Raw genomic sequence first — 17520 nt, 5'->3', positions numbered from 1 at the left:
CGGCCAGCCTTCCACCCAAGGAGACTTCCATGCTGCACCGCAGACAGATGCTGACGGCCATGTTGGCCACGGCGTTGCTTGGCGCCGCCGGTCATCAGACCGTGGCGCACGCCGAAACCTTTCCCTCCCGGCCGATCAAGTTCGTCGTGCCGTTCGGCCCGGGTAGCGGCACCGATACCTCCGCCCGCTATTTCGCCCGCCAGTTGCAGGAACTGACCGGGCAGCCGGTGGTGGTGGAGAACAAGCCGGGCGCCAATGGTTTCATCGCGGTGAAGAACGCGCTGTCGGCGCCGGCGGACGGCTATACGGTTTTCATCGGCAGCAATTCGACGCTGGCGGTCAATGCGGCGCTGTTCAAGGCGCTGCCCTATGACCCCGTCAAGGATTTCGCGCCGCTGACCATGATGATGCGCTCGCCCGCCATGCTGGCCGTCAGCCCCCAGGCGCCGTACAGCACCTTGAAGGACCTGATCGCCTATGCCCAGGCCAATCCGGGCAAGGTGAATTTCGGCGCGGGTTCGGCGGGCTACCAGCTGATGGGCGAACTGCTGAATGACAGCGCCAGCCTGAAGACGGTCCATGTGCCGTTCAAGGGCGCCGGCGACGCCATCATGGCGGTGGCCGCGGGCACGGTGGACTACACCTTCGCCGAGGTCACCGCAGTGCAGGAACTGGCCAAGGACGGTCGCGTGAAGGTGGTGGCAGTGGCCTCGGACCAGCGCGTCGGGACCTCGCCCGACGTGCCGACGGCGGCGGAGGCCGGCTTGCCGGGATTCGAGGCCTATACCTGGGTTGGCGCGATGGTCAGCGCCAAGACGCCCGCCGAGCAGACTGAACGCCTGGCCGAACTGTTCACCCGCATCTCGAAGATGCCCGAGACCCGCGCCTTCTATGAACGCCTGGGCGCCACGCCGATGACGGGCGGCCCCTCGCAAATGCGCGAGTTCCAGCAGAAGGAGATCGCGTTGTGGCAGCGCATCGTCAAGAAGGCCAACGTTCCCCAACAATGAAGGAAGAGGCGGCCATGACGGCACCAGCCCTGCAGAATGTGAAGGTGCTCGATCTGTCGCGCGTGCTGGCCGGCCCCTGGGCCGCCCAGACGCTGGGCGACCTCGGCGCGGAGGTGATCAAGGTGGAGCGGCCGGGCACGGGCGACGATACCCGCGCCTGGGGACCGCCCTACGTGACCGATCCCGCCGGGCAGCCCACGGGCGAGTCAGCCTACTACATGTGCGCCAACCGCAACAAGCAGTCGGTCAGCATCGACTTCACCAAGCCGGAGGGGCAAGAGCTGGTTCGGCGGCTGGCGCAGCAATGCGATGTGCTGATCGAGAACTTCAAGACTGGTGGCCTGGCGCAGTACGGCCTGGACTATGGCTCGCTGAGCAAGCTGAATCCCAGGCTGGTGTATTGCTCGGTCACGGGCTTTGGCCAGGACGGTCCGTATGCGCACCGCGCGGGCTACGACTTTCTGATCCAAGGCATGGGCGGGCTGATGAGCATCACGGGCCACCCCGACGGCATGCCCGGCGGCGGGCCCATGAAAGTTGGCGTGGCATTGACGGACATTCTGACGGGGTTGTATGCCAGCACCGCCATTCTGGCAGCGCTACAGGCGCGTGAGCACACCGGGCGCGGCCAGCATATCGATCTGGCCCTGCTCGACGTGGGCGTGGCGTGCCTGGGCAACCAGGCAATGAACTACTTGTACGGCCAGCAGGCGCCGCGCCGCATGGGCAACGCGCATCCGAATACCTTGCCGTATCAGGACTTTCCGACGGCGGACGGGCACATGATCCTGGCCGTCGGCAACGATGGCCAGTTCGCGCGGTTGTGCGCCGCCATCCAGCGGCCGCAATGGGCCGAGGACGAGCGCTTTGCGCGCAACGCGGCGCGGATCGCGCACCGCGATGAACTGATCGAAGGTTTGCGCGCCATCACCGTCACCCGCAGCACGCGCGAGTGGATCGAGCTGCTGGAGCAGCACGGCGTGCCTTGCGGCCCCATCAATACCGTCGCGGACGTATTCGAGGATCCGCAGGTCCAGGCGCGTGGTCTGAAGATGAGCATGCAGCATCCGCAGGCCGGCGAAGTGCCGCTGGTCGCCAGCCCCATACGCTTGTCGGATACGCCGGTGAGCTACCGCCACGCGCCGCCGCAACTGGGCCAGCATACCGATGCCGTCCTGGCCCGCCTTCTGGACCTGAGCGCGGATACTCTGCACATGCATCGAATCAATGGAGTCCTGGGATGACGAGCCTGAATTCACTGGCGTTGCCGCTGACGCGGATCCCGCCCGAAGACGAGGCCTTGCGCCCCGCCGTGCGCGCCTTCCTCCAGGAAGCCGTGCGCAATATGCCGGCGCATATCCGGGCGCGTTCCTGGGGCGGCTACGACACCGCCTTCAGCCGCAGTGTCGGCGAACGCGGCTGGATCGGACTGACCCTGCCGCGCGAGTATGGCGGCGGCGGGCGCAGCGCCTTCGCGCGCTATGTGCTGGTGGAGGAGTTCCTCAATGCCGGCGCGCCGGTGGGGTCGCACTGGATCGCCGATCGGCAGAGCGCCCCGCTCATCCTCAAGTACGGCACGGAAGCGCAGAAGCGCTTCCACGTCCCCCGCATCTGCCGCGGCGAGTCTTTCTTCTGCATAGGCATGAGCGAGCCGAACTCCGGGTCGGACCTGGCCAGCGTGCGTACGCGCGCCGTGCCCAACGATCGCGGCTGGCTGCTTAATGGCCAGAAGATCTGGACCACCAATGCCCACCACTGCCAGTACATGATCGCCCTGGTGCGCACCTCGGGCGGACCGGAGGACCGGCACAAAGGCCTGTCCCAGATCATCGTCGACCTGTCCCTGCCCGGCGTGACGGTTCGGCCGATCGAGGACCTGTCGGGCGACAGCCACTTTTGCGAAGTGTTCTTCGACAACGTGCAGCTGGGCGACGACGCGCTGGTGGGCGCTGAAGGGCAGGGCTGGGAGCAGGTGACGGCCGAATTGGCGTTCGAGCGCAGCGGTCCGGAGCGGCTGTACTCCAGCATCGTGCTGTTCGATCAGTGGCTGGACTATGCGCGCCTGCCGCCCAATCGCACGCCCTCGGCCCAGCGGCTGGCGGGCAAGGTGCTGGGCCAACTGACGCCGCTGCGGGCCATGTCGGTATCGGTGCAGGAGAAACTGACGCGCGGCGCCAGCCCCATCGTGGAGGCGGCGCTGGTCAAGGAACTGGGCACCACGCTGGAGCAGATGATTCCGGCCTGGATTGCGGAAGACCTGTACTCGCGCGAGGCCGAGGATATACCGGTGGAACTGCTGATGACACTGAAATACGTGACGGAGGCTGCACCCTCGTTTTCCTTGCGGGGCGGCACCCGCGAGATCCTGCGCGGCATGATCGCGCGCGGCCTGGGCCTGCGTTGAAGGAGCATGACATGAGCGATAACGATCTGTACGCCGATGCCGCGCGCCAGGTGCTGGCGGACCATTGCACGCCGCAGGCGGTGCGAGATATCGAGGCGGGCGGCGAGTCGGCCCGCCGGCTCTGGCAGCAGTTGGAGGCCGCCGGCCTGGCCGATGCGCTGCTCGGCGAAGACGACGGCGGCTCCGGACTGAGTCTGGACCAGATGTTCGGCGTGCTGGAGCAGTGCGGCGCCCACGCGCTGCCCTTGTTGCTGGGTGAAACCATGATCGCACGCGCGCTGCTGCTGGCCGCGCAGCGCCCGGCAGGCAGCATAGGCCTGGCGCGCGGCCGGCAACAGGCCAACGGTGCGTGGCAGTGCGCGCTGGTGCGTGGCGGCCGTGTCGCAGACAGCGTGCTGGTGCAGGCTGACGGCGCCTGGCGCCTGCTGGATGCCGGGCTGGCGCAGCGGGAGCCGCAAGCCCTAGCGCTGGACGCCGCCATGCGCTGGGAGCCGGCGCAGGTCGAGGCCGCGCCGCTCGTGGTGGTCGACGCCGCCGTCGACATCCGGACCTTGCAGGCCTGCGTGGTCGCGCCACAGATGGCCGGCGCGCTGGGCAGCGTGCTGGAACGCACCTTGCAGTACGCCAATGAACGCCAGCAATTCGGCCGGCCTATCGGCAAATTCCAGGCCATCCAGCATCAACTGGCCGTCATGAGCGAGCATGTCTGCGCCGCGCGCATGGCGGCGCAGCTGGGTTGCCATGCCGAGGGCGTGGCGCCTGACCGGCTGCGGGTCGCGGTCGCCAAGGCGCGCTGCAGCGAGGCGGCGCTGGTGGTGGCCGAGGTGGCGCATGCGGTGCATGGCGCGATAGGCTTTACGGAAGAATACGATTTGCAGCTCTACACGCGCCGCCTGCATGCCTGGCGTCAGACGGCGGGCAGCGAGGCGTACTGGCAGGACGTGGCCGGGGAGGCGCTGTTCGCGCACGCAGGGCCGACCCTGGACCTGGTGCGCGCGATTACCGACGTTCCGGCGTAAGCCCGGCTTACAGGAGATTCTGGCATGGCCTTTTTGCAGATAGAACGCGACGGCGGCATCGTCGTCGCCACCATGAACCAGCCGGAAACACGCAATGCGCTGACCGGCAACACCGCCATCGAAGAGATCGTGCAGCTGTGCGCCGACATACGGCAGGACGCGGGCGTGAAAGTACTGATCCTGACGGCTGCGGGACCGATCTTCAGTTCGGGCGGCAACGTCAAGGACATGCGCCGCTTCTTCGACGACGCGCTGACGCCCGAGAGCATCTGCGAAGAGTACCGTCAGGGCATCCAACGCATTCCGCTTGCATTGCATGGCCTGGACGTGCCGGTCATCTGTGCCGTCAACGGCCCGGCCATCGGCGCCGGCCTGGATATCGCCTGCATGTGCGACATCCGCATCGCTGCCGATACGGCCACGTTCGCCGAGAGCTTCGTGCGCGTCGGCATCGTGCCGGGTGATGGCGGCGCCTGGCTGCTGCCGCGCGCGGTGGGCATGGCCAAGGCTAGCGAAATGGCCTACACAGGCGAGGCCATCAGCGCGCAGGATGCGTTGGCCTGCGGTCTGGTCAGCAGAGTGGTGCCGGCGGCGGAGCTGCTCCCGGCCGCCAGGACGCTGGCCGCGAAGATCGCCGCCAATCCGGGTGGTGTCATGCGCATGACCAAGCGTTTGCTGCGCGAAGGCCAGCAAAGTAGCTTGGCATCCCTGCTGGAACTGTCTGCCAGCTATCAGGCGCTGGCGCACAAGACCGCCGAACATCGCGAGGCGGTCACCGCCTTCATCGAGAAGCGCGCGCCGAGGTTTTGATCGGTGACACTGCCGATGCCATGATGCATCGGCAGTGCGCGCTTTGACTCCCTGCGGCCTACTGCCTGTCCATGTACGTCAGCGCGGAAGCCACCAATGCCCGCACACCCACGCGCAGCGCGCTTTCGTCGATGGCGAATTCCGGCGAATGGTTGGGTGCGCCGCTCTTGTCACCGTAAGGCGAGGCATTGATGAACCAGAAGACCGAGGGCACTTTGCCGCTGACGCCATAGGCGCCGAAGTCCTCGCTGCCGGTCGACGGGGCCGGCATCTCGACGGCCTTGCCGGCCCCGGCTGCCGCCTGCCATGCCGGTATCAGGCTGCGGGTCAGCGTTTTGTCGTTGTCGACGACTTCGTAGCCCGTGTATATGTCCACCTTGGCTTTCAAGCCATAGGCTTGCGCAATATGCTCGGCCCGCGCGCGGATGGCCTCATGCACGATGCCTTGGTTCCGCGACGACAGCGAGCGCACGGTGCCCGCCAGTTCGGCGTCCTCGGGCAGAATGTTCGGACGCCGTCCGCTTTGCAGCATGCCAATGGACAGCACGGTGACGCCGTCGGACTGGTCGACCTTGCTGCTGGTGATGCCTTGCAGCGCCAGCGTCAGCTCGGCCGCCGGCACAAGTGCCGGATTGGCCGTCCAAGGCCTGCCGCCGTGACCGCCCTTGCCATGCAGCGAGATCTCGAAGCGGTCGCCGCTGGCCATGGTTGGTCCGGCCCGATAGGCGATGGTGCCAGAGGGGGCGCCAGCGCCTATGTGCTGGCCGAAGACCACATCCACCTTGGGATTTTCCAGCACGCCCTGCGCGATCATGGCCCGGGCGCCGCTGGGCTCCTTGTCAGGCCCCCATTCCTCGGCGGGCTGGAACAGGAAGACGATGGTGCCGGGTAGTTCCTCGCGCATGGCCGACAAGGCGAGGGCGGCGCCGAGTAGCATCGCCACATGCGTGTCATGGCCGCAGGCGTGCGACACCGACACCTGCTCGCCGCGCCAGGTGGCCTTGGCCTGGGAGCGGAACGGCAGGTCATTGCGTTCCTCGACGGGCAGGGCGTCCATGTCGGCGCGCAGCGCCACCACAGGCCCCGGCTTGCCGCCCTTGAGCACCGCTTTTATTCCAGTGCGCGCTATCCCGGTCTCGACGGTGATGCCGGGCATGGCGCGCAAGGCGTCGGTAATGTACTTGGCCGTCTCGGTCTCCTGGTACGACAGTTCCGGATGCTGGTGTATGTAGCGCCGCCAGGCGATTACGTCTGGCTCGGTCTGGTCGGCCCGCTGCAGGCCGTTTTGCAGCAGGGCGGCGCCGGAGGCGGCCACGGGCGAGGCCAGGACCATGCCTAGCGTCAATCCGAAACTGGCGGTGAGAAGCCGGGAGGGTACGGTCATGCCTTGCTCCTATCGAGTGGTCGCCTCAGGCCCCGGGCGAGGGGAAGAATGCCTAGCGTCGCGCGCAGGACGCGATGGCGCTTGCTACGTAATCGATATTGCCATCGGTCAGGCCGGCGATGCAGAGCCTGCCGGACTTCAGCAGGTACACGGCATGCTCACGGCGCAGCGACTCGACCTGCTGGGGACTGAGCCGCATGTAACTGAACAGCCCCTGCTGCCGCTCGATGTAGTTCCAGCTATCGGGGTCGCCAGTCAGTTGCGCCAGCGCGTTGGACAGGCGGGCGCGCAGGCCCACAAGCCGCACGCGCATCTGCTCAAGCTCTTCGGCCCAGAGGTGGCGGAGCCCGGTATCATTCAGGACGGAAGCAACCACAGCAGCGCCAAAAGTAGGAGGCGTTGAGTAGTTGCCGCGGATCAGCAGTTTGAGCTGGCCCAGCGCGCGGTCCGCGGCGGTTTCGTCGTGGCACACGATATTCAGGGCGCCACAGCGTTCGCCGTACAGGGAGAAGTTCTTGGAGAAGGAGCCGGCGACCAGGCACTCCACACCCGCGCGCGCCATCTCCCGGATGGGTTCGGCGTCCGCGTCCAGGCCTCGCCCGAACCCCTGATATGCCAAGTCAAAAAAGGGAATCAGGCCCTGTCGCGCAAACAGCTCGGTCAGTACCTGCCACTGATCTGAAGACAGGTCCACGCCGGTCGGGTTGTGGCAGCTGGCGTGTAGCACGACGATGGAGCCGGCCGGCAGGGCCTGCAGCGCGGCATGCATTTGCGCGAAGCGAACGGTGGCAGTCGCGGCGTCGTAGTAGGGGTATTCATGCACCGTGAAACCCGCCTGGCGAAAGATCTGGCCGTGGTTTTCCCAGGTCGGATCGCTGACCCAGACCGCCGCTTCGGGACAAGTACGGCGCAGCAGGTCGGCGCCCAGTTTCAAGGCGCCGGTACCGCCGACACTTTGCGCCGTCACCACGCGCTCTGGCGCCGGGTCATCGGTGCCTAGAACCAGTGACCTGGCGGCGTTGCGGTATGCCACAGATCCCGGAATCGGGAGGTAGGGATGCGGCTTGCCCGCCTGGATAAGCGCTTCGCGGGCCTGGCGCACGGCGCGCATGACGGGGATGCTGCCGTCCGCGTCGAAGTAGGTGCCGATGCTGAGACTGACCTTGTGGGGCGTAGGGTCGTTCTGGAAAGCTTCAACCAGTGCGAAGATCGTGTCGCCGGCCGCAGCGGGCAGGGGATAGAAAAGAGACTGCATGGAACTGCCTCATGAGGAAGATGCGGCCGTGGCCGGCCAGGATGTCAGCGCGATGCCTGAATCTGCACCGCCAGCGTGCCGATGCCCTCGATCGTTGCGCTGATTTCGTCGCCGATCTTGAGGAAGGCGCCGTGCGGCGCGCCCACGCCAGCGGGCGTGCCGGTCAGCACCAGATCGCCGGGCTCCAGCGTCATGATGCGGCTAAGGGTCGCCAGCTGTTCGCGGATGTCGAAGACCATGCCGCTGGTGCGGGCGTCTTGCTTGAGCTGGCCATTGACGCTGAGCTTCAGGCCCAGGTCCATGGGGTCGGGGATGAATGTTGCGGGCACTAGCCTGGGGCCGAGTGGGCAGCTGGTGTCGTGGGCCTTGCCGGCCACCCAATCCAGTTTGTAGAAGGTGTCGGGCGCCTTATTGAGGTCACGGGCCGACATGTCGACGGCTGCCGTATACGCCGCCACATGGTCGAGCGCGTCTTCCAGGCGCAGGTTCCTGGCGGTCTTGCCTATGACCAGCGCCAGCTCGATTTCCCAGTCCAGGCGCTGGCAGTCTATGGGCATGTGTACCGTCGCACCCTCGCCGACCACGGCTTGGCGGGGCGGTTTGAAGAAGAAGAACAGACGCTGCGCGGATTTGTCCGCGGCATTCGGCACATTCATTTCCGCCAGGTGATCATGGTAGTTGGCTCCCGCGCAGAGCACCTTGCCCGGATATTGCAGCGGCGCCAGGTGGCGGACCGGCCCGGTGACCTCGTGGCCGGCAAGCGCCGAGCAGTGGGCGGCCGCCAGTTCAAGCAGCGCCAACGAACGCGGCCAATCCTCGAAGAGGTTCCGGACGGAGGTGTCCAGGGCCGGCTGGTCCAGCACCTTGGCGCAGGCGGCCAGTGGATAGTTCCGGCCTTCGATTTCCAGGCAGGCGACGGGACGGGAGGCGACGTCGAGAGTGGTCAATGCAAACATGGGTGTTGATCCGGTGACATGGGAGAGAGGGATGCGTCGCTCAATCGACCACGAAGCCGGACTGAGCCACCGTGTCGCGCCACTGGTCGAGCTGTTCGCGCGCCAGCCCATCGACCGCTTGCGGCGTGCCGCCGGCCGGCCGCATGCCGAGTTCGGCGATACGCCTGGCCACATCAGGGAGGGCGAGGATCTCGTTGACCGCCGTATTCAGCTTGTGGATGACCGGCTCCGGCGTGCCGGCCGGCGCATACAGCCCTGCCCAACCTGAGGTCTCCAGCTCGCCCATGCCGAGTTCGCGCATGGTCGGCGTTGTTGGTAGCGCCGGTTCGCGTTGCGCGCTGAAGGTCGCCAGCACGCGCAGCTTGCCGGCCTGCGCCAGCGGGACCACTTCGCCCGCGTCCATCACGATGGCGTTGATATGTCCGCCCAACAGTGCGGTGACCGCATCCTTGCCACCCTTGAAGGCGATGTGCTCAAGCGGCGTGCCCAGGCGCTTGGCCAGCGAAACACCCAGGAAATGCTGCAGGCTGCCGGTGCCGGATGTGCCGTAGAACGTTTTGTCCGGATTCTGTCTGGCCCAGGTCTGGAATGCCTGGAACGAGGTGATGGGACTATCGGCCGCGACGGCGAGCACGATGTCCCAGCGCACCAGTTGCGTCACCGGCTTGAGATCGGTGAAGGGGGCGTAGCTGAGCTGCCGGAACAGGTGCGGGTAGAGAAAGATGGCCACGCCCGGCGCCACCAGCAGGCTGTTGCCGTCCGGGGCCGCGCTCTTTACCGCCTGAATGGCGATGCGCGTCTGCGCGCCGGGGCGGTTCTCCACCACCACCGGCCGATCCAGATGGCCGGGGAGTTTTTCCGCCACGATCCTGGCGATGGTGTCGAACGATCCGCCAGCCGGCAGGCCGACAACCAGCTTTGCCGGCTGTTGCGCATGGCTAGAGGCCGCCATCAACAGGCTGGCCAACGCCAGGTACTTGAGTCGGGTGATGAGGGAGGTCCCAGCAGGCACGGCTGTCTTCATCTTGTCTCCACGGTCTTTTTTATTTGAGATGACCCTGGCCAGGATTGTAGAAGCCTGGTGAAAACCGTCTAATGAAGATTAATCATCTGGTGAAAACCAAACGGAATTTAAGGGATCGGGCAGGATGCGCGGGCGCCGCGGAGCGAAGTCCGCGGACGCCATGAGACGAGTCGCTTGCCGCCTTCCACGCAGAGGTGTGTCAGCCGGGGTAATAGCCTTGCCGGATGTCGTTCTCGCGAGCCAGCGGCGAGCGCCGCGCGGGGTCGCCATAGCCGCCTCCGCCGGGCGTGTATACCTCGATGACGTCGCCGGCCTGCATGACGATTCCCTGATCCTTGGACACATGGGCTGGCACGTAGGCTGCGCCGTCGCGGTAGACCGTGACGCGGGTGCGGCCGCCTTCCTCGCCGCCTGCGGCGCCGGGAGGGCCGAACTTGCCGTGGTCCATGACCATGGAAGCGCGCGCCGAACCTGCCCTGAGGCGGATGCGGTAGTGGATGCCCATGCCGCCGCGAAACTCGCCCAATCCACCGGATCCTTCGTGTATGGCGTAGCGCTCGAAGAGCACCGGGTACAACTGCTCCTGAACTTCTACTGGCGCCGCCTTCGATATGCCGATGGTGGAGCAGCCGTTGGTCAGCCCATCGCCCGCGGGATGGCCGCCATAACCGCCGCCGGAGATGACGTACATGACGTAGGAGCGCCCGTGCATGGGATCATCGCCGCCAATGGCCAGGTTGGCGGTGGTACCGGCGGGCGCCGCGAACAGGCGCTGAGGAATCGCCTTCTGCAAGGCGTCGAACACGGCCTCGGCGATGCGTTGGCTGACTTCCGCGGCGCAGCCCGACACCGGCCGGGGATACTTCGCATAAAGGAAGGTGCCTTCGGGATCCTCGATGCGCAGCGGTTCGAACAGGCCCGCGTTGATGGGCAGTTCCGGGAACACGTGCTTGATAGCCAGGTAGATCGATGAGCGCGTCGTGGCAATGACGCTATTCATGGGGCCGGCGCATGGCGGGCTGGATTCACTGAGATCGAAATGCATGAGTTCGCCTTCCTTGCGGATGCGCACCGACACTTTCAGCGGCTGGTCCTGCACGCCGTCGGAATCCAGGAAGGCCTGGCCATGGTATTCGCCGTCAGGGATGGCGGCGATCACGGCGCGCGTCTGGACCGACGCCTGGCGCTTGAGTTCTTCGACGGCGGCGTCGACGGTGTCCAGCCCGTACCGATCCAGCAGCTGGGTCAGCCGGCGTTCGCCGATGGCCAGCGCGGCGGCCTGGGCCTTGATGTCGCCGATACGCTGCTCGGAGATACGGATGTTCGACATCAGGATGGACAGGATTTCCGGGTCGAGCTCGCCCTTCTTGTAGAGCTTGACCGGAGGCAGCCGCAGCCCTTCCTGTTCTATTTCGGTGGCGTGCGCGGAGAATCCGCCCGGGACCATGCCGCCCATGTCGGGCCAATGGCCGGTATTGGCAAGCCAGGCGTAGAGCTTGCCGCGATAAAAGTAGGGTTTGACGAAGCGCACGTCCATCAGGTGGGTCCCGCCCAAGTAGGGATCATTGACCATGAAGATGTCGCCGGGGGCGATGTCCTTGGCCCGTGCGATCACGGCCTGGGTGGAGAACTGCATGGTGCCCACGAAGATGGGCAGGCCCAATTCTCCTTGCGCAATGAGCTCGCCGCTGTCGCGGTGGTAGATGCCGTTGGAACGGTCTTGCGATTCCGAAATGATGGGCGAGAAGGCCGCGCGGCAATGCGCCAGATCCATCTCATTGCATACCTGGTGCAGCCCGCTCTGGATGACGGTCAGCGTGACGGGGTCGATGTGGGTCATGGGAGTGCATCTGCCCTAGAGAGTGATGATGAGATTGCCGTAGCCATCGCCACGGGCATGCGCGCCGGGATCGATGACGGTGGTCGCGTCCAGCTGTTCGATGATCGCGGGGCCGCGCAGGCCTTCGGCGGGGATGTGCTCGCGCGCATGGATGGGCGTGTCGGTCCAGCCGGTCTCCGCGAACCACACCTGGCGGCTCCTCGGCGCGCTGGCCGCCGTGTCCGTGCTGCGCAGCGAGTCCAGCGAGATGGCATGGCGCTTGCCGACGAGACTGGTGTCCAGCGTCACCAGCACCGGACGCAACTCGGAAAGTTCAACCTGGAACCGGTGCCAGTAGGCGCGGGCGAAAGCATCCTGCAGTTGTGCGACCGTGGCACCGCCAACCTCGACGGCCACAGTCAGCAGATGGCTTTGGCCCTGGAACTGCATCTGCGCGTGATGAAAGATCTCGATGTCCGAGACGGCGATGCCATCGCGCTCGATGGCGGCATGACCCAGGGCGATCTGATCGCGCAGGCAGGCTTGGAGATCTGCGTCTGCCAGGTCCTTGAGCGACCTGTTGAATGACTTGACGAAGTCATGGCGCACGTCGGCGACCAGGCAACCCAGCGCGTTGGTCAGTCCGGGCCGCACGGGGATGAGTACGGTCGGTATGGCAAGTTCGCGCGCCAGCGCGACGGCATGCAGCGGTCCGGCGCCGCCGAAGGCGAACAGCGCGAAGTCCCGCGGATCGTAGCCGCGCGCCAGGCTGACCAGGCGCACCGCGCCGGCCATGTTGTTGTTGCCGATCTGCAGGATGGCGGCCGCCGCCTGCACGGCGTCCAGTCCCAGCGGGCGGCCGATGTGCTCCTCGATGCGCGAAGCGACCTCGTCCACGGTGACGGCGCGGTCCACGGCAAGCAGGCGCTCGGGGTCGAGACGTCCGAGGACCAGGTTGGCGTCGGTCAGCGTCGGCAGTTCGCCGCCGCGTCCATAGCAGATGGGCCCGGGACGCGCGCCCGCGCTGTCCGGGCCGACGCGCAACAGGCCGCCGGCGTGCACGCGGGCGATGGAGCCGCCGCCTGCGCCGACGGTATGGACATCGACCATCGGCACATGCAGCGGCATGCCGTACTCCAGCTCAAGCTCGCTGGATACCTTTGGGACGCTGTTTTCGATGAGCGCGACGTCGGAAGATGTCCCGCCCATGTCGTAGGTGATCAGGTTCGGATAGCCCGACATCCGGCCCGAATAGGCGGCTGCCATGACGCCCGAGGCAGGCCCGGACATGACGGTGTTGATCGCCGCGCGCGAGATGGTGCGCGCCGATACGGTGCCGCCGTTGCCTTGCATTACCAGCAGGTCGTTGCGAAAGCCCGCTTCGGTGAGGCTGTTCTGCAAGCGGTCGATGTAGCGGTCCAGAATCGGCTGGACCGAAGCGTTGACGGCGGCGGCGGTGCCGCGTTCGAACTCGCGGAACTCGGAGATGATGGTGTGGCCCGCGGTGATGTAGTCGTTCGGCCAGTGTTGGCGCGCCAGTTCCAGGGCACGCAGTTCGTGGGCAGGATTGGCATAGCTGTGCAAGAAGTGTATGACCAGGGCTTCCGCGCCCGTCGCGGCCAGTTCCCGTACTCGAGCCACGAATGCGTCTTCGTCCAGCGGGGTCAGCACGTTGCCTTGGGCGTCCATGCGTTCGGCAACTTCGCGCCGCAGTTCGCGGGGAATGAGCGGCACGAAGCTGCCCGTCAGGCCATATGCCTGCGGCCGGGTGCGCCGCCCCAGCTCGAGCACGTCGCGGAATCCATCGGTGGTAATCAAGCCGACCTTGGCGAGCTTGCGCTCAAGCAGGGCATTGGTGGTGGTGGTGGTGCCGTGGACGATGCTGTCCACCCGTTCCAGGGGAACCTCGGTGCGGCGCAGCGCCTCCAACACGCCAAAGGCCTGGTTCTCCAGCGTGCTGGGAACCTTGGATATTCGCACCGCGCCGGATTCATCATCCACCAGGATGAGGTCGGTGAAGGTGCCGCCTACGTCTATGCCTACGGTGACAGTCATGCCAGAATCTCCTCGCGGCGCAGGACATTGAGCGCCTCATGCGCGGTCTCGACGATCTGGGCGATGTCCCGGTCCCGCATGGGTGTAGACAGGGCGATGAGGCCATAGCTGGCCATCAGCACGCCGCCGTTCAGCATTTCGCGGTTGAAGCGCGCCATGGCCCGGGCCTGTTCCGGGGTAGCGTAGGAATCGCGGTAATTGCTCAGGCTTTCCGCCTTCAGATGCAGCTTGACCAGCGATCCCAGTCCAGTGGCCTGGCCCGCGATGCCGGTGTCGGCGAAGGCTTGGTTCAGGCCTTGCCGCAACATGTCGCCGTGCTGGTCCAGCTGGGCATAGGCGGCCCCATCCAGCAATTGCATGGCGGCAAGCCCGCTCACCATGCTGACTGGATTGGCCGAGAAGGTGCCGCCATGGGGCACCGCCGGACGGCCGGCGCTGGGGTCGAAGACCGCCATCACGTCCGCGCGTCCGGCCACGCCTCCGACGGGGAAGCCGCCGCCCATGATTTTTCCGACGGTGGTGAGGTCGGGGGTGACGCCCAGCCGCGACTGGGCGCCGCCGGGCGCCAGCCGCAGCGTGATGACTTCGTCGACGATCAGCAGGATGCCCAGCTCCGTCGTGACCCGGCGCAGCATGCTCAAGTATGCGGCGCTGGCGGGGATCAAGCCGACCCGATTGGGCAGCAGGTCGATCAGCACGCCAGCCAGGCTGGCTGCGTGCGCGCGCAGCAGGGCCTCGGTCGCCTGGCAGTCGTTGAAGGGCAGCACCACGACATCGGCCGTCACGCCTTGCGGCGTTCCTTGCGAGTGCGCGACAGAGGCGGGCGCGGCCGCGTCGCCCCAGTTTTCGGGACGCGAATCCAGGCTGGTCTCGGCATAGTCATAGGAGCCGTGATAGGCGCCCTCCACCTTGGCGATCTTGGGGCGCCCGGTGTAGGCGCGCGCTGCTTTCAGCGCCATCATCACGGCCTCGGTACCCGAGTTGGTGAAGCGGATGTGTTCGATTCCCGGCACGCGTTCGGCCAGCAGTTCAGCCAGCGCGATCTCGCTTTCGGTCGGCATGCCGAAGGCGGTTCCCAGGTCGATCTGGCGGTGGGCTGCCGCGGCCAGCGCCGGGTGCGCATGGCCGTGGATAAGCGCCGTGAAATTGTTGATGCAGTCGATCAGCTCATTGCCGTCGACGTCACGGACGCGGCAGCCGGCGCCGTGCGCGGCGTAGACAGGGTAGGGCGACAAATAGACGGTCGTGCGGGTATTGCCGCCGGGAAGGGTGTGCTTGGCGCGCGTGTGCAGCGCCTGGGAACGGGAGGAAGGATCGGGATACATGGTTCTCTCAAGCAGGATTTAGCGGCCCAGGTAGGCGTCCCGGACCCGCGGGTGTAGACGCAACGTCTTAGCGGTGTCGGTCAGTACGATGCTGCCGTTCTCGATGACATAGCCGCGGTTGGCCACGCCAAGCGCGAGCACGGTGTTTTGCTCGACCAGCAATACCGTCATGCCGCCCTCGTTGATGCGGGCGATGCGGGCATAGACTTCTTCGGCCAGGCGCGGCGCGAGGCCGAGTGAAGGTTCATCCAGCAGGAGCAGGCGGGGCCGTGCCATCAAGGCGCGGCCGATGGCCAGCATTTGCTGTTCGCCGCCAGACAGGGACCAACCCAGCTGGCTGGCCCGCTCCTTCAGCCGTGGGAAGAGGTCGTAGATGCGGTCGAAGTCGTCGCTGGTTCCGCCGCCGCGCACCGAGCCTCCGACCTCCAGGTTTTCCTTCACGGTGAGGCCAGGAAAAATCCGCCGGCCTTCCGGCACATGCGCGATGCCTGCCTTTACGCGGCGCTGGATTGGCACCGTGTCCAGGGGGCGGCCGTCGAAACTCAATTCGCCTGTCGTGGGAAGCAATCCGGAGATTGCTCGCAGCAGCGTGGTTTTTCCCGCGCCATTGACGCCGATCAGCGCCACGGCCTCGCCGGCGCGCACGTCCAGGTCTATGGCACGCAGTGCCACGATGTCGCCGTAGGCGGCACCCAGGTTTCTACACTGCAACATGCTGGTAGCCTCCTCCAAGATAGGCCTCGAGCACTGCCGGATCGGACTGCACCTGGGCGGGCGTGCCTTCGGCCAGCTTGGCGCCGAAGTTCAGCACCGCCACATTCTCGGCCAGCCGCATCACCATGCCCATGTTGTGCTCGATCAGCACGACGGAAAGCCGGTGCTGTTCACGCAGGCGCCGCAACAGGTCCATCAGTTGCTCGACTTCGCCGGAATTCAGGCCGGCCGCCGGCTCGTCCAGCAGCAGCAGCCGCGGCCGCGCCACCATGACCCTGGCCATTTCGACGAGGCGGCGGTTGCCGTAAGAGAGCGAACCTATGCTGCGGTCGGCAAGCGTGTGCAAATCGAACTGGCGGAGGGTGTCGTAGGCGGCCTCACGCGCGGCGCGTTCGCGCTCCCGGGTGGCCCGGGGGCGCAGCAGCAAGGCGCCTAGCGAGCGCGGGTCGCGCATCGCCGCACCCAGCATGACGTTTTCCAGCACGCTCAGGCGCGTGAACAAGCGGCCGCTTTGAAAGATGCGGCCTATGCCCGCGTGGATGATGACGTGGGTGGGCAAACCTGTCAGCACTTTGCCGTCGAAGCTGACCTGGCCGGACGAGGGCGGCACGAGACCCGTCATTACATTGAGCAAGGTGCTCTTGCCGGCGCCGTTGGGGCCGATGATGGCGTAGAACTGGTTGGCGCCGATATCCAGGCTGACATTTGAAAGCGCCTGCACGCCGCCATAGTGCTTGCTGATGTTCTGTACTTGCATGAGGCTCATGACAGGCTGCCTCCGTGGACGACGCGGCGGCGGCTGGCGCGCTTGCCGCGCCGGCGATAGGTGGCAGGGTCGACCAGACTGATCAAGCCGCGGGGCAGCACGATCAGGATGACCAGCACCAGAATGCCGAACACCAATAGATAGGCGTTGCCGACGCCGCGCAACAGTTCAGGCAACAGCGTCACGCTTACGGCGCCCAGAATCGCGCCGACGATGCTGCCTTCTCCGCCCACGACCAGCATGGCCAGGTAGATGATGGAGTGGGAGAAGTTGAAGTCCTCGGGAGAAACAAAGCGGATGTGGAAGGCGAACAGGCAGCCGGCCACGGCTGCGTAGGCGGCGCCCAGCGTGAAGGCAGCTACCTTCACCTTGGTCACCGGCAGGCCGGTCATGGCCGAGGCCAGTTCGTCGTCGCGCACCGCCATCAGCGTGCGGCCCGCATGTGAATGGCGGATGCGTGCGGCCAGCAAGGCCAGCAACGTCAGGACTGCAAGCGAGAACAGGTAGAAGCTCGGTTCGTCGTCGAGCTTGATGGCGCCCAGCGTGAGCGGCGCAATGCCGGATATGCCGTTCGTGCCCCCTGTAATGTCGATCCAGTTGGAAACGACGATAGTGAAGCTCACGTTCAGCCCCAAGGTCGCCAGCGCCAGGTAGTGCCCTTTGAGGCGCAGCAAGATGCGGCCCGTGATATAGGAGACCAGGCAGGTGGCCGCGATGGCGAGCAGCGCCGCCAGCCAGGGATTCCAGCCGTGGGAGGTGGTCAGGATGGCGACCAGGTACGCTGCCACGCCCATGAAGGCGGCGTGTGCGAGCGAGATCAGGCCGGCATAGCCGAAGACGAAGTTCAGGCCGATGACGGCAATGGCCGAAATGACCGCGGTGTTGGCAAGACGGTTGCCATAGCCCTGCGTGTAGAGAGGCAGGGCGGTGGCCAGCGCCAGGACGGCCAGGCCGCACAGCAGATGGGATCGTTTCATGG

15 protein-coding genes are annotated in these 17520 nt (G+C 66.1%); 5 read left to right on the top strand and 10 right to left on the bottom strand.

Annotation, left to right across the window (positions count from 1 at the left end; translation table 11 throughout):
• Window positions 1–29 precede the first annotated feature (29 nt).
• The 5 genes from WBB14_RS15830 to WBB14_RS15810 are packed head-to-tail and all read left to right on the top strand — an operon-like array spanning window position 30 to window position 5243.
• Window positions 30–1010: a Bug family tripartite tricarboxylate transporter substrate binding protein gene (locus WBB14_RS15830; protein WP_424240683.1), complete on the top strand. Its 981-nt coding sequence runs from the start codon at window positions 30–32 to the stop codon at window positions 1008–1010.
• Window positions 1007–2254 (top strand): CaiB/BaiF CoA transferase family protein, encoded by a 1248-nt coding sequence (locus WBB14_RS15825; protein ID WP_424240712.1) that lies wholly within the window; start codon window positions 1007–1009, stop codon window positions 2252–2254. Before WBB14_RS15830 ends, WBB14_RS15825 begins: the two co-directional genes overlap by 4 nt.
• Window positions 2251–3414, top strand: a complete 1164-nt coding sequence (locus tag WBB14_RS15820; protein ID WP_424240682.1) for an acyl-CoA dehydrogenase family protein — start codon at window positions 2251–2253, stop codon at window positions 3412–3414. The genes WBB14_RS15825 and WBB14_RS15820 overlap by 4 nt, the downstream gene beginning before the upstream one ends.
• Before the next feature lie 11 nt (window positions 3415–3425).
• The gene (locus WBB14_RS15815) at window positions 3426–4433 is read left to right on the top strand and encodes an acyl-CoA dehydrogenase family protein (RefSeq protein ID WP_424240681.1); all 1008 of its coding nucleotides are present in this window, start codon (window positions 3426–3428) and stop codon (window positions 4431–4433) included.
• Window positions 4434–4457: 24 nt separating this feature from the next.
• Window positions 4458–5243, top strand: coding sequence for a crotonase/enoyl-CoA hydratase family protein (locus WBB14_RS15810; RefSeq protein WP_424240680.1), 786 nt, complete (start codon window positions 4458–4460; stop codon window positions 5241–5243).
• A 58-nt stretch (window positions 5244–5301) separates the two neighbouring features.
• Here the strand turns inward: WBB14_RS15810 and WBB14_RS15805 are convergent, their stop codons facing one another.
• The 10 genes from WBB14_RS15805 to WBB14_RS15760 form a co-directional block, all read right to left on the bottom strand.
• Window positions 5302–6627 (bottom strand): amidohydrolase, encoded by a 1326-nt coding sequence (locus WBB14_RS15805; RefSeq protein WP_424240679.1) that lies wholly within the window; start codon window positions 6625–6627, stop codon window positions 5302–5304.
• Window positions 6628–6679: 52 nt separating this feature from the next.
• On the bottom strand, window positions 6680–7882 hold the full coding sequence (locus WBB14_RS15800; RefSeq protein ID WP_424240678.1) for an aromatic amino acid transaminase: 1203 nt from the start codon (window positions 7880–7882) through the stop codon (window positions 6680–6682).
• A gap of 44 nt (window positions 7883–7926) precedes the next feature.
• Complete coding sequence (locus WBB14_RS15795; protein ID WP_424240677.1) at window positions 7927–8838, bottom strand: fumarylacetoacetate hydrolase family protein; 912 nt, start codon at window positions 8836–8838, stop codon at window positions 7927–7929.
• A gap of 40 nt (window positions 8839–8878) precedes the next feature.
• On the bottom strand, window positions 8879–9862 hold the full coding sequence (locus WBB14_RS15790; protein ID WP_424240676.1) for a tripartite tricarboxylate transporter substrate-binding protein: 984 nt from the start codon (window positions 9860–9862) through the stop codon (window positions 8879–8881).
• A gap of 199 nt (window positions 9863–10061) precedes the next feature.
• Complete coding sequence (locus WBB14_RS15785) at window positions 10062–11702, bottom strand: hydantoinase B/oxoprolinase family protein (RefSeq protein ID WP_424240675.1); 1641 nt, start codon at window positions 11700–11702, stop codon at window positions 10062–10064.
• Between the two features lie 15 nt (window positions 11703–11717).
• Entirely contained in the window at window positions 11718–13736 is a 2019-nt protein-coding gene (locus WBB14_RS15780; protein ID WP_424240674.1) for a hydantoinase/oxoprolinase family protein, read from the bottom strand.
• Window positions 13733–15061, bottom strand: coding sequence for an aspartate aminotransferase family protein (locus tag WBB14_RS15775; RefSeq protein WP_424240673.1), 1329 nt, complete (start codon window positions 15059–15061; stop codon window positions 13733–13735). Before WBB14_RS15775 ends, WBB14_RS15780 begins: the two co-directional genes overlap by 4 nt.
• An 18-nt stretch (window positions 15062–15079) precedes the next feature.
• Complete coding sequence (locus tag WBB14_RS15770; protein ID WP_424240672.1) at window positions 15080–15775, bottom strand: ABC transporter ATP-binding protein; 696 nt, start codon at window positions 15773–15775, stop codon at window positions 15080–15082.
• Window positions 15762–16541, bottom strand: a complete 780-nt coding sequence (locus WBB14_RS15765; protein WP_424240671.1) for an ABC transporter ATP-binding protein — start codon at window positions 16539–16541, stop codon at window positions 15762–15764. The genes WBB14_RS15770 and WBB14_RS15765 overlap by 14 nt, the downstream gene beginning before the upstream one ends.
• Window positions 16538–17518 carry a branched-chain amino acid ABC transporter permease gene (locus tag WBB14_RS15760; protein ID WP_424240670.1) on the bottom strand — a complete coding sequence of 327 codons (981 nt, stop codon included), beginning with the start codon at window positions 17516–17518 and terminating at the stop codon, window positions 16538–16540. The genes WBB14_RS15765 and WBB14_RS15760 overlap by 4 nt, the downstream gene beginning before the upstream one ends.
• Window positions 17519–17520: the final 2 nt, after the last annotated feature.

It is taken from the genome of Achromobacter sp. (genome assembly GCF_049647645.1).
Lineage (GTDB): Bacteria > Pseudomonadota > Gammaproteobacteria > Burkholderiales > Burkholderiaceae_B > Achromobacter.
The sequence above is the reverse complement of the archived record's forward strand: the minus strand, read 5'-3'. Positions and strand labels throughout refer to the sequence as shown.

Coding starts and splice junctions, on each gene's coding strand:
- WBB14_RS15820 (WP_424240682.1), top strand. CDS start 2,251: ATGACGAGCCTGAATTCACTGGCGTTGCCGCTGACGCGGATCCCGCCC.
- WBB14_RS15760 (WP_424240670.1), bottom strand. CDS start 17,518: ATGAAACGATCCCATCTGCTGTGCGGCCTGGCCGTCCTGGCGCTGGCC.
- WBB14_RS15825 (WP_424240712.1), top strand. CDS start 1,007: ATGAAGGAAGAGGCGGCCATGACGGCACCAGCCCTGCAGAATGTGAAG.
- WBB14_RS15800 (WP_424240678.1), bottom strand. CDS start 7,882: ATGCAGTCTCTTTTCTATCCCCTGCCCGCTGCGGCCGGCGACACGATC.
- WBB14_RS15775 (WP_424240673.1), bottom strand. CDS start 15,061: ATGTATCCCGATCCTTCCTCCCGTTCCCAGGCGCTGCACACGCGCGCC.
- WBB14_RS15810 (WP_424240680.1), top strand. CDS start 4,458: ATGGCCTTTTTGCAGATAGAACGCGACGGCGGCATCGTCGTCGCCACC.
- WBB14_RS15830 (WP_424240683.1), top strand. CDS start 30: ATGCTGCACCGCAGACAGATGCTGACGGCCATGTTGGCCACGGCGTTG.
- WBB14_RS15765 (WP_424240671.1), bottom strand. CDS start 16,541: ATGAGCCTCATGCAAGTACAGAACATCAGCAAGCACTATGGCGGCGTG.
- WBB14_RS15770 (WP_424240672.1), bottom strand. CDS start 15,775: ATGTTGCAGTGTAGAAACCTGGGTGCCGCCTACGGCGACATCGTGGCA.
- WBB14_RS15780 (WP_424240674.1), bottom strand. CDS start 13,736: ATGACTGTCACCGTAGGCATAGACGTAGGCGGCACCTTCACCGACCTC.
- WBB14_RS15790 (WP_424240676.1), bottom strand. CDS start 9,862: ATGAAGACAGCCGTGCCTGCTGGGACCTCCCTCATCACCCGACTCAAG.
- WBB14_RS15795 (WP_424240677.1), bottom strand. CDS start 8,838: ATGTTTGCATTGACCACTCTCGACGTCGCCTCCCGTCCCGTCGCCTGC.
- WBB14_RS15785 (WP_424240675.1), bottom strand. CDS start 11,702: ATGACCCACATCGACCCCGTCACGCTGACCGTCATCCAGAGCGGGCTG.
- WBB14_RS15805 (WP_424240679.1), bottom strand. CDS start 6,627: ATGACCGTACCCTCCCGGCTTCTCACCGCCAGTTTCGGATTGACGCTA.
- WBB14_RS15815 (WP_424240681.1), top strand. CDS start 3,426: ATGAGCGATAACGATCTGTACGCCGATGCCGCGCGCCAGGTGCTGGCG.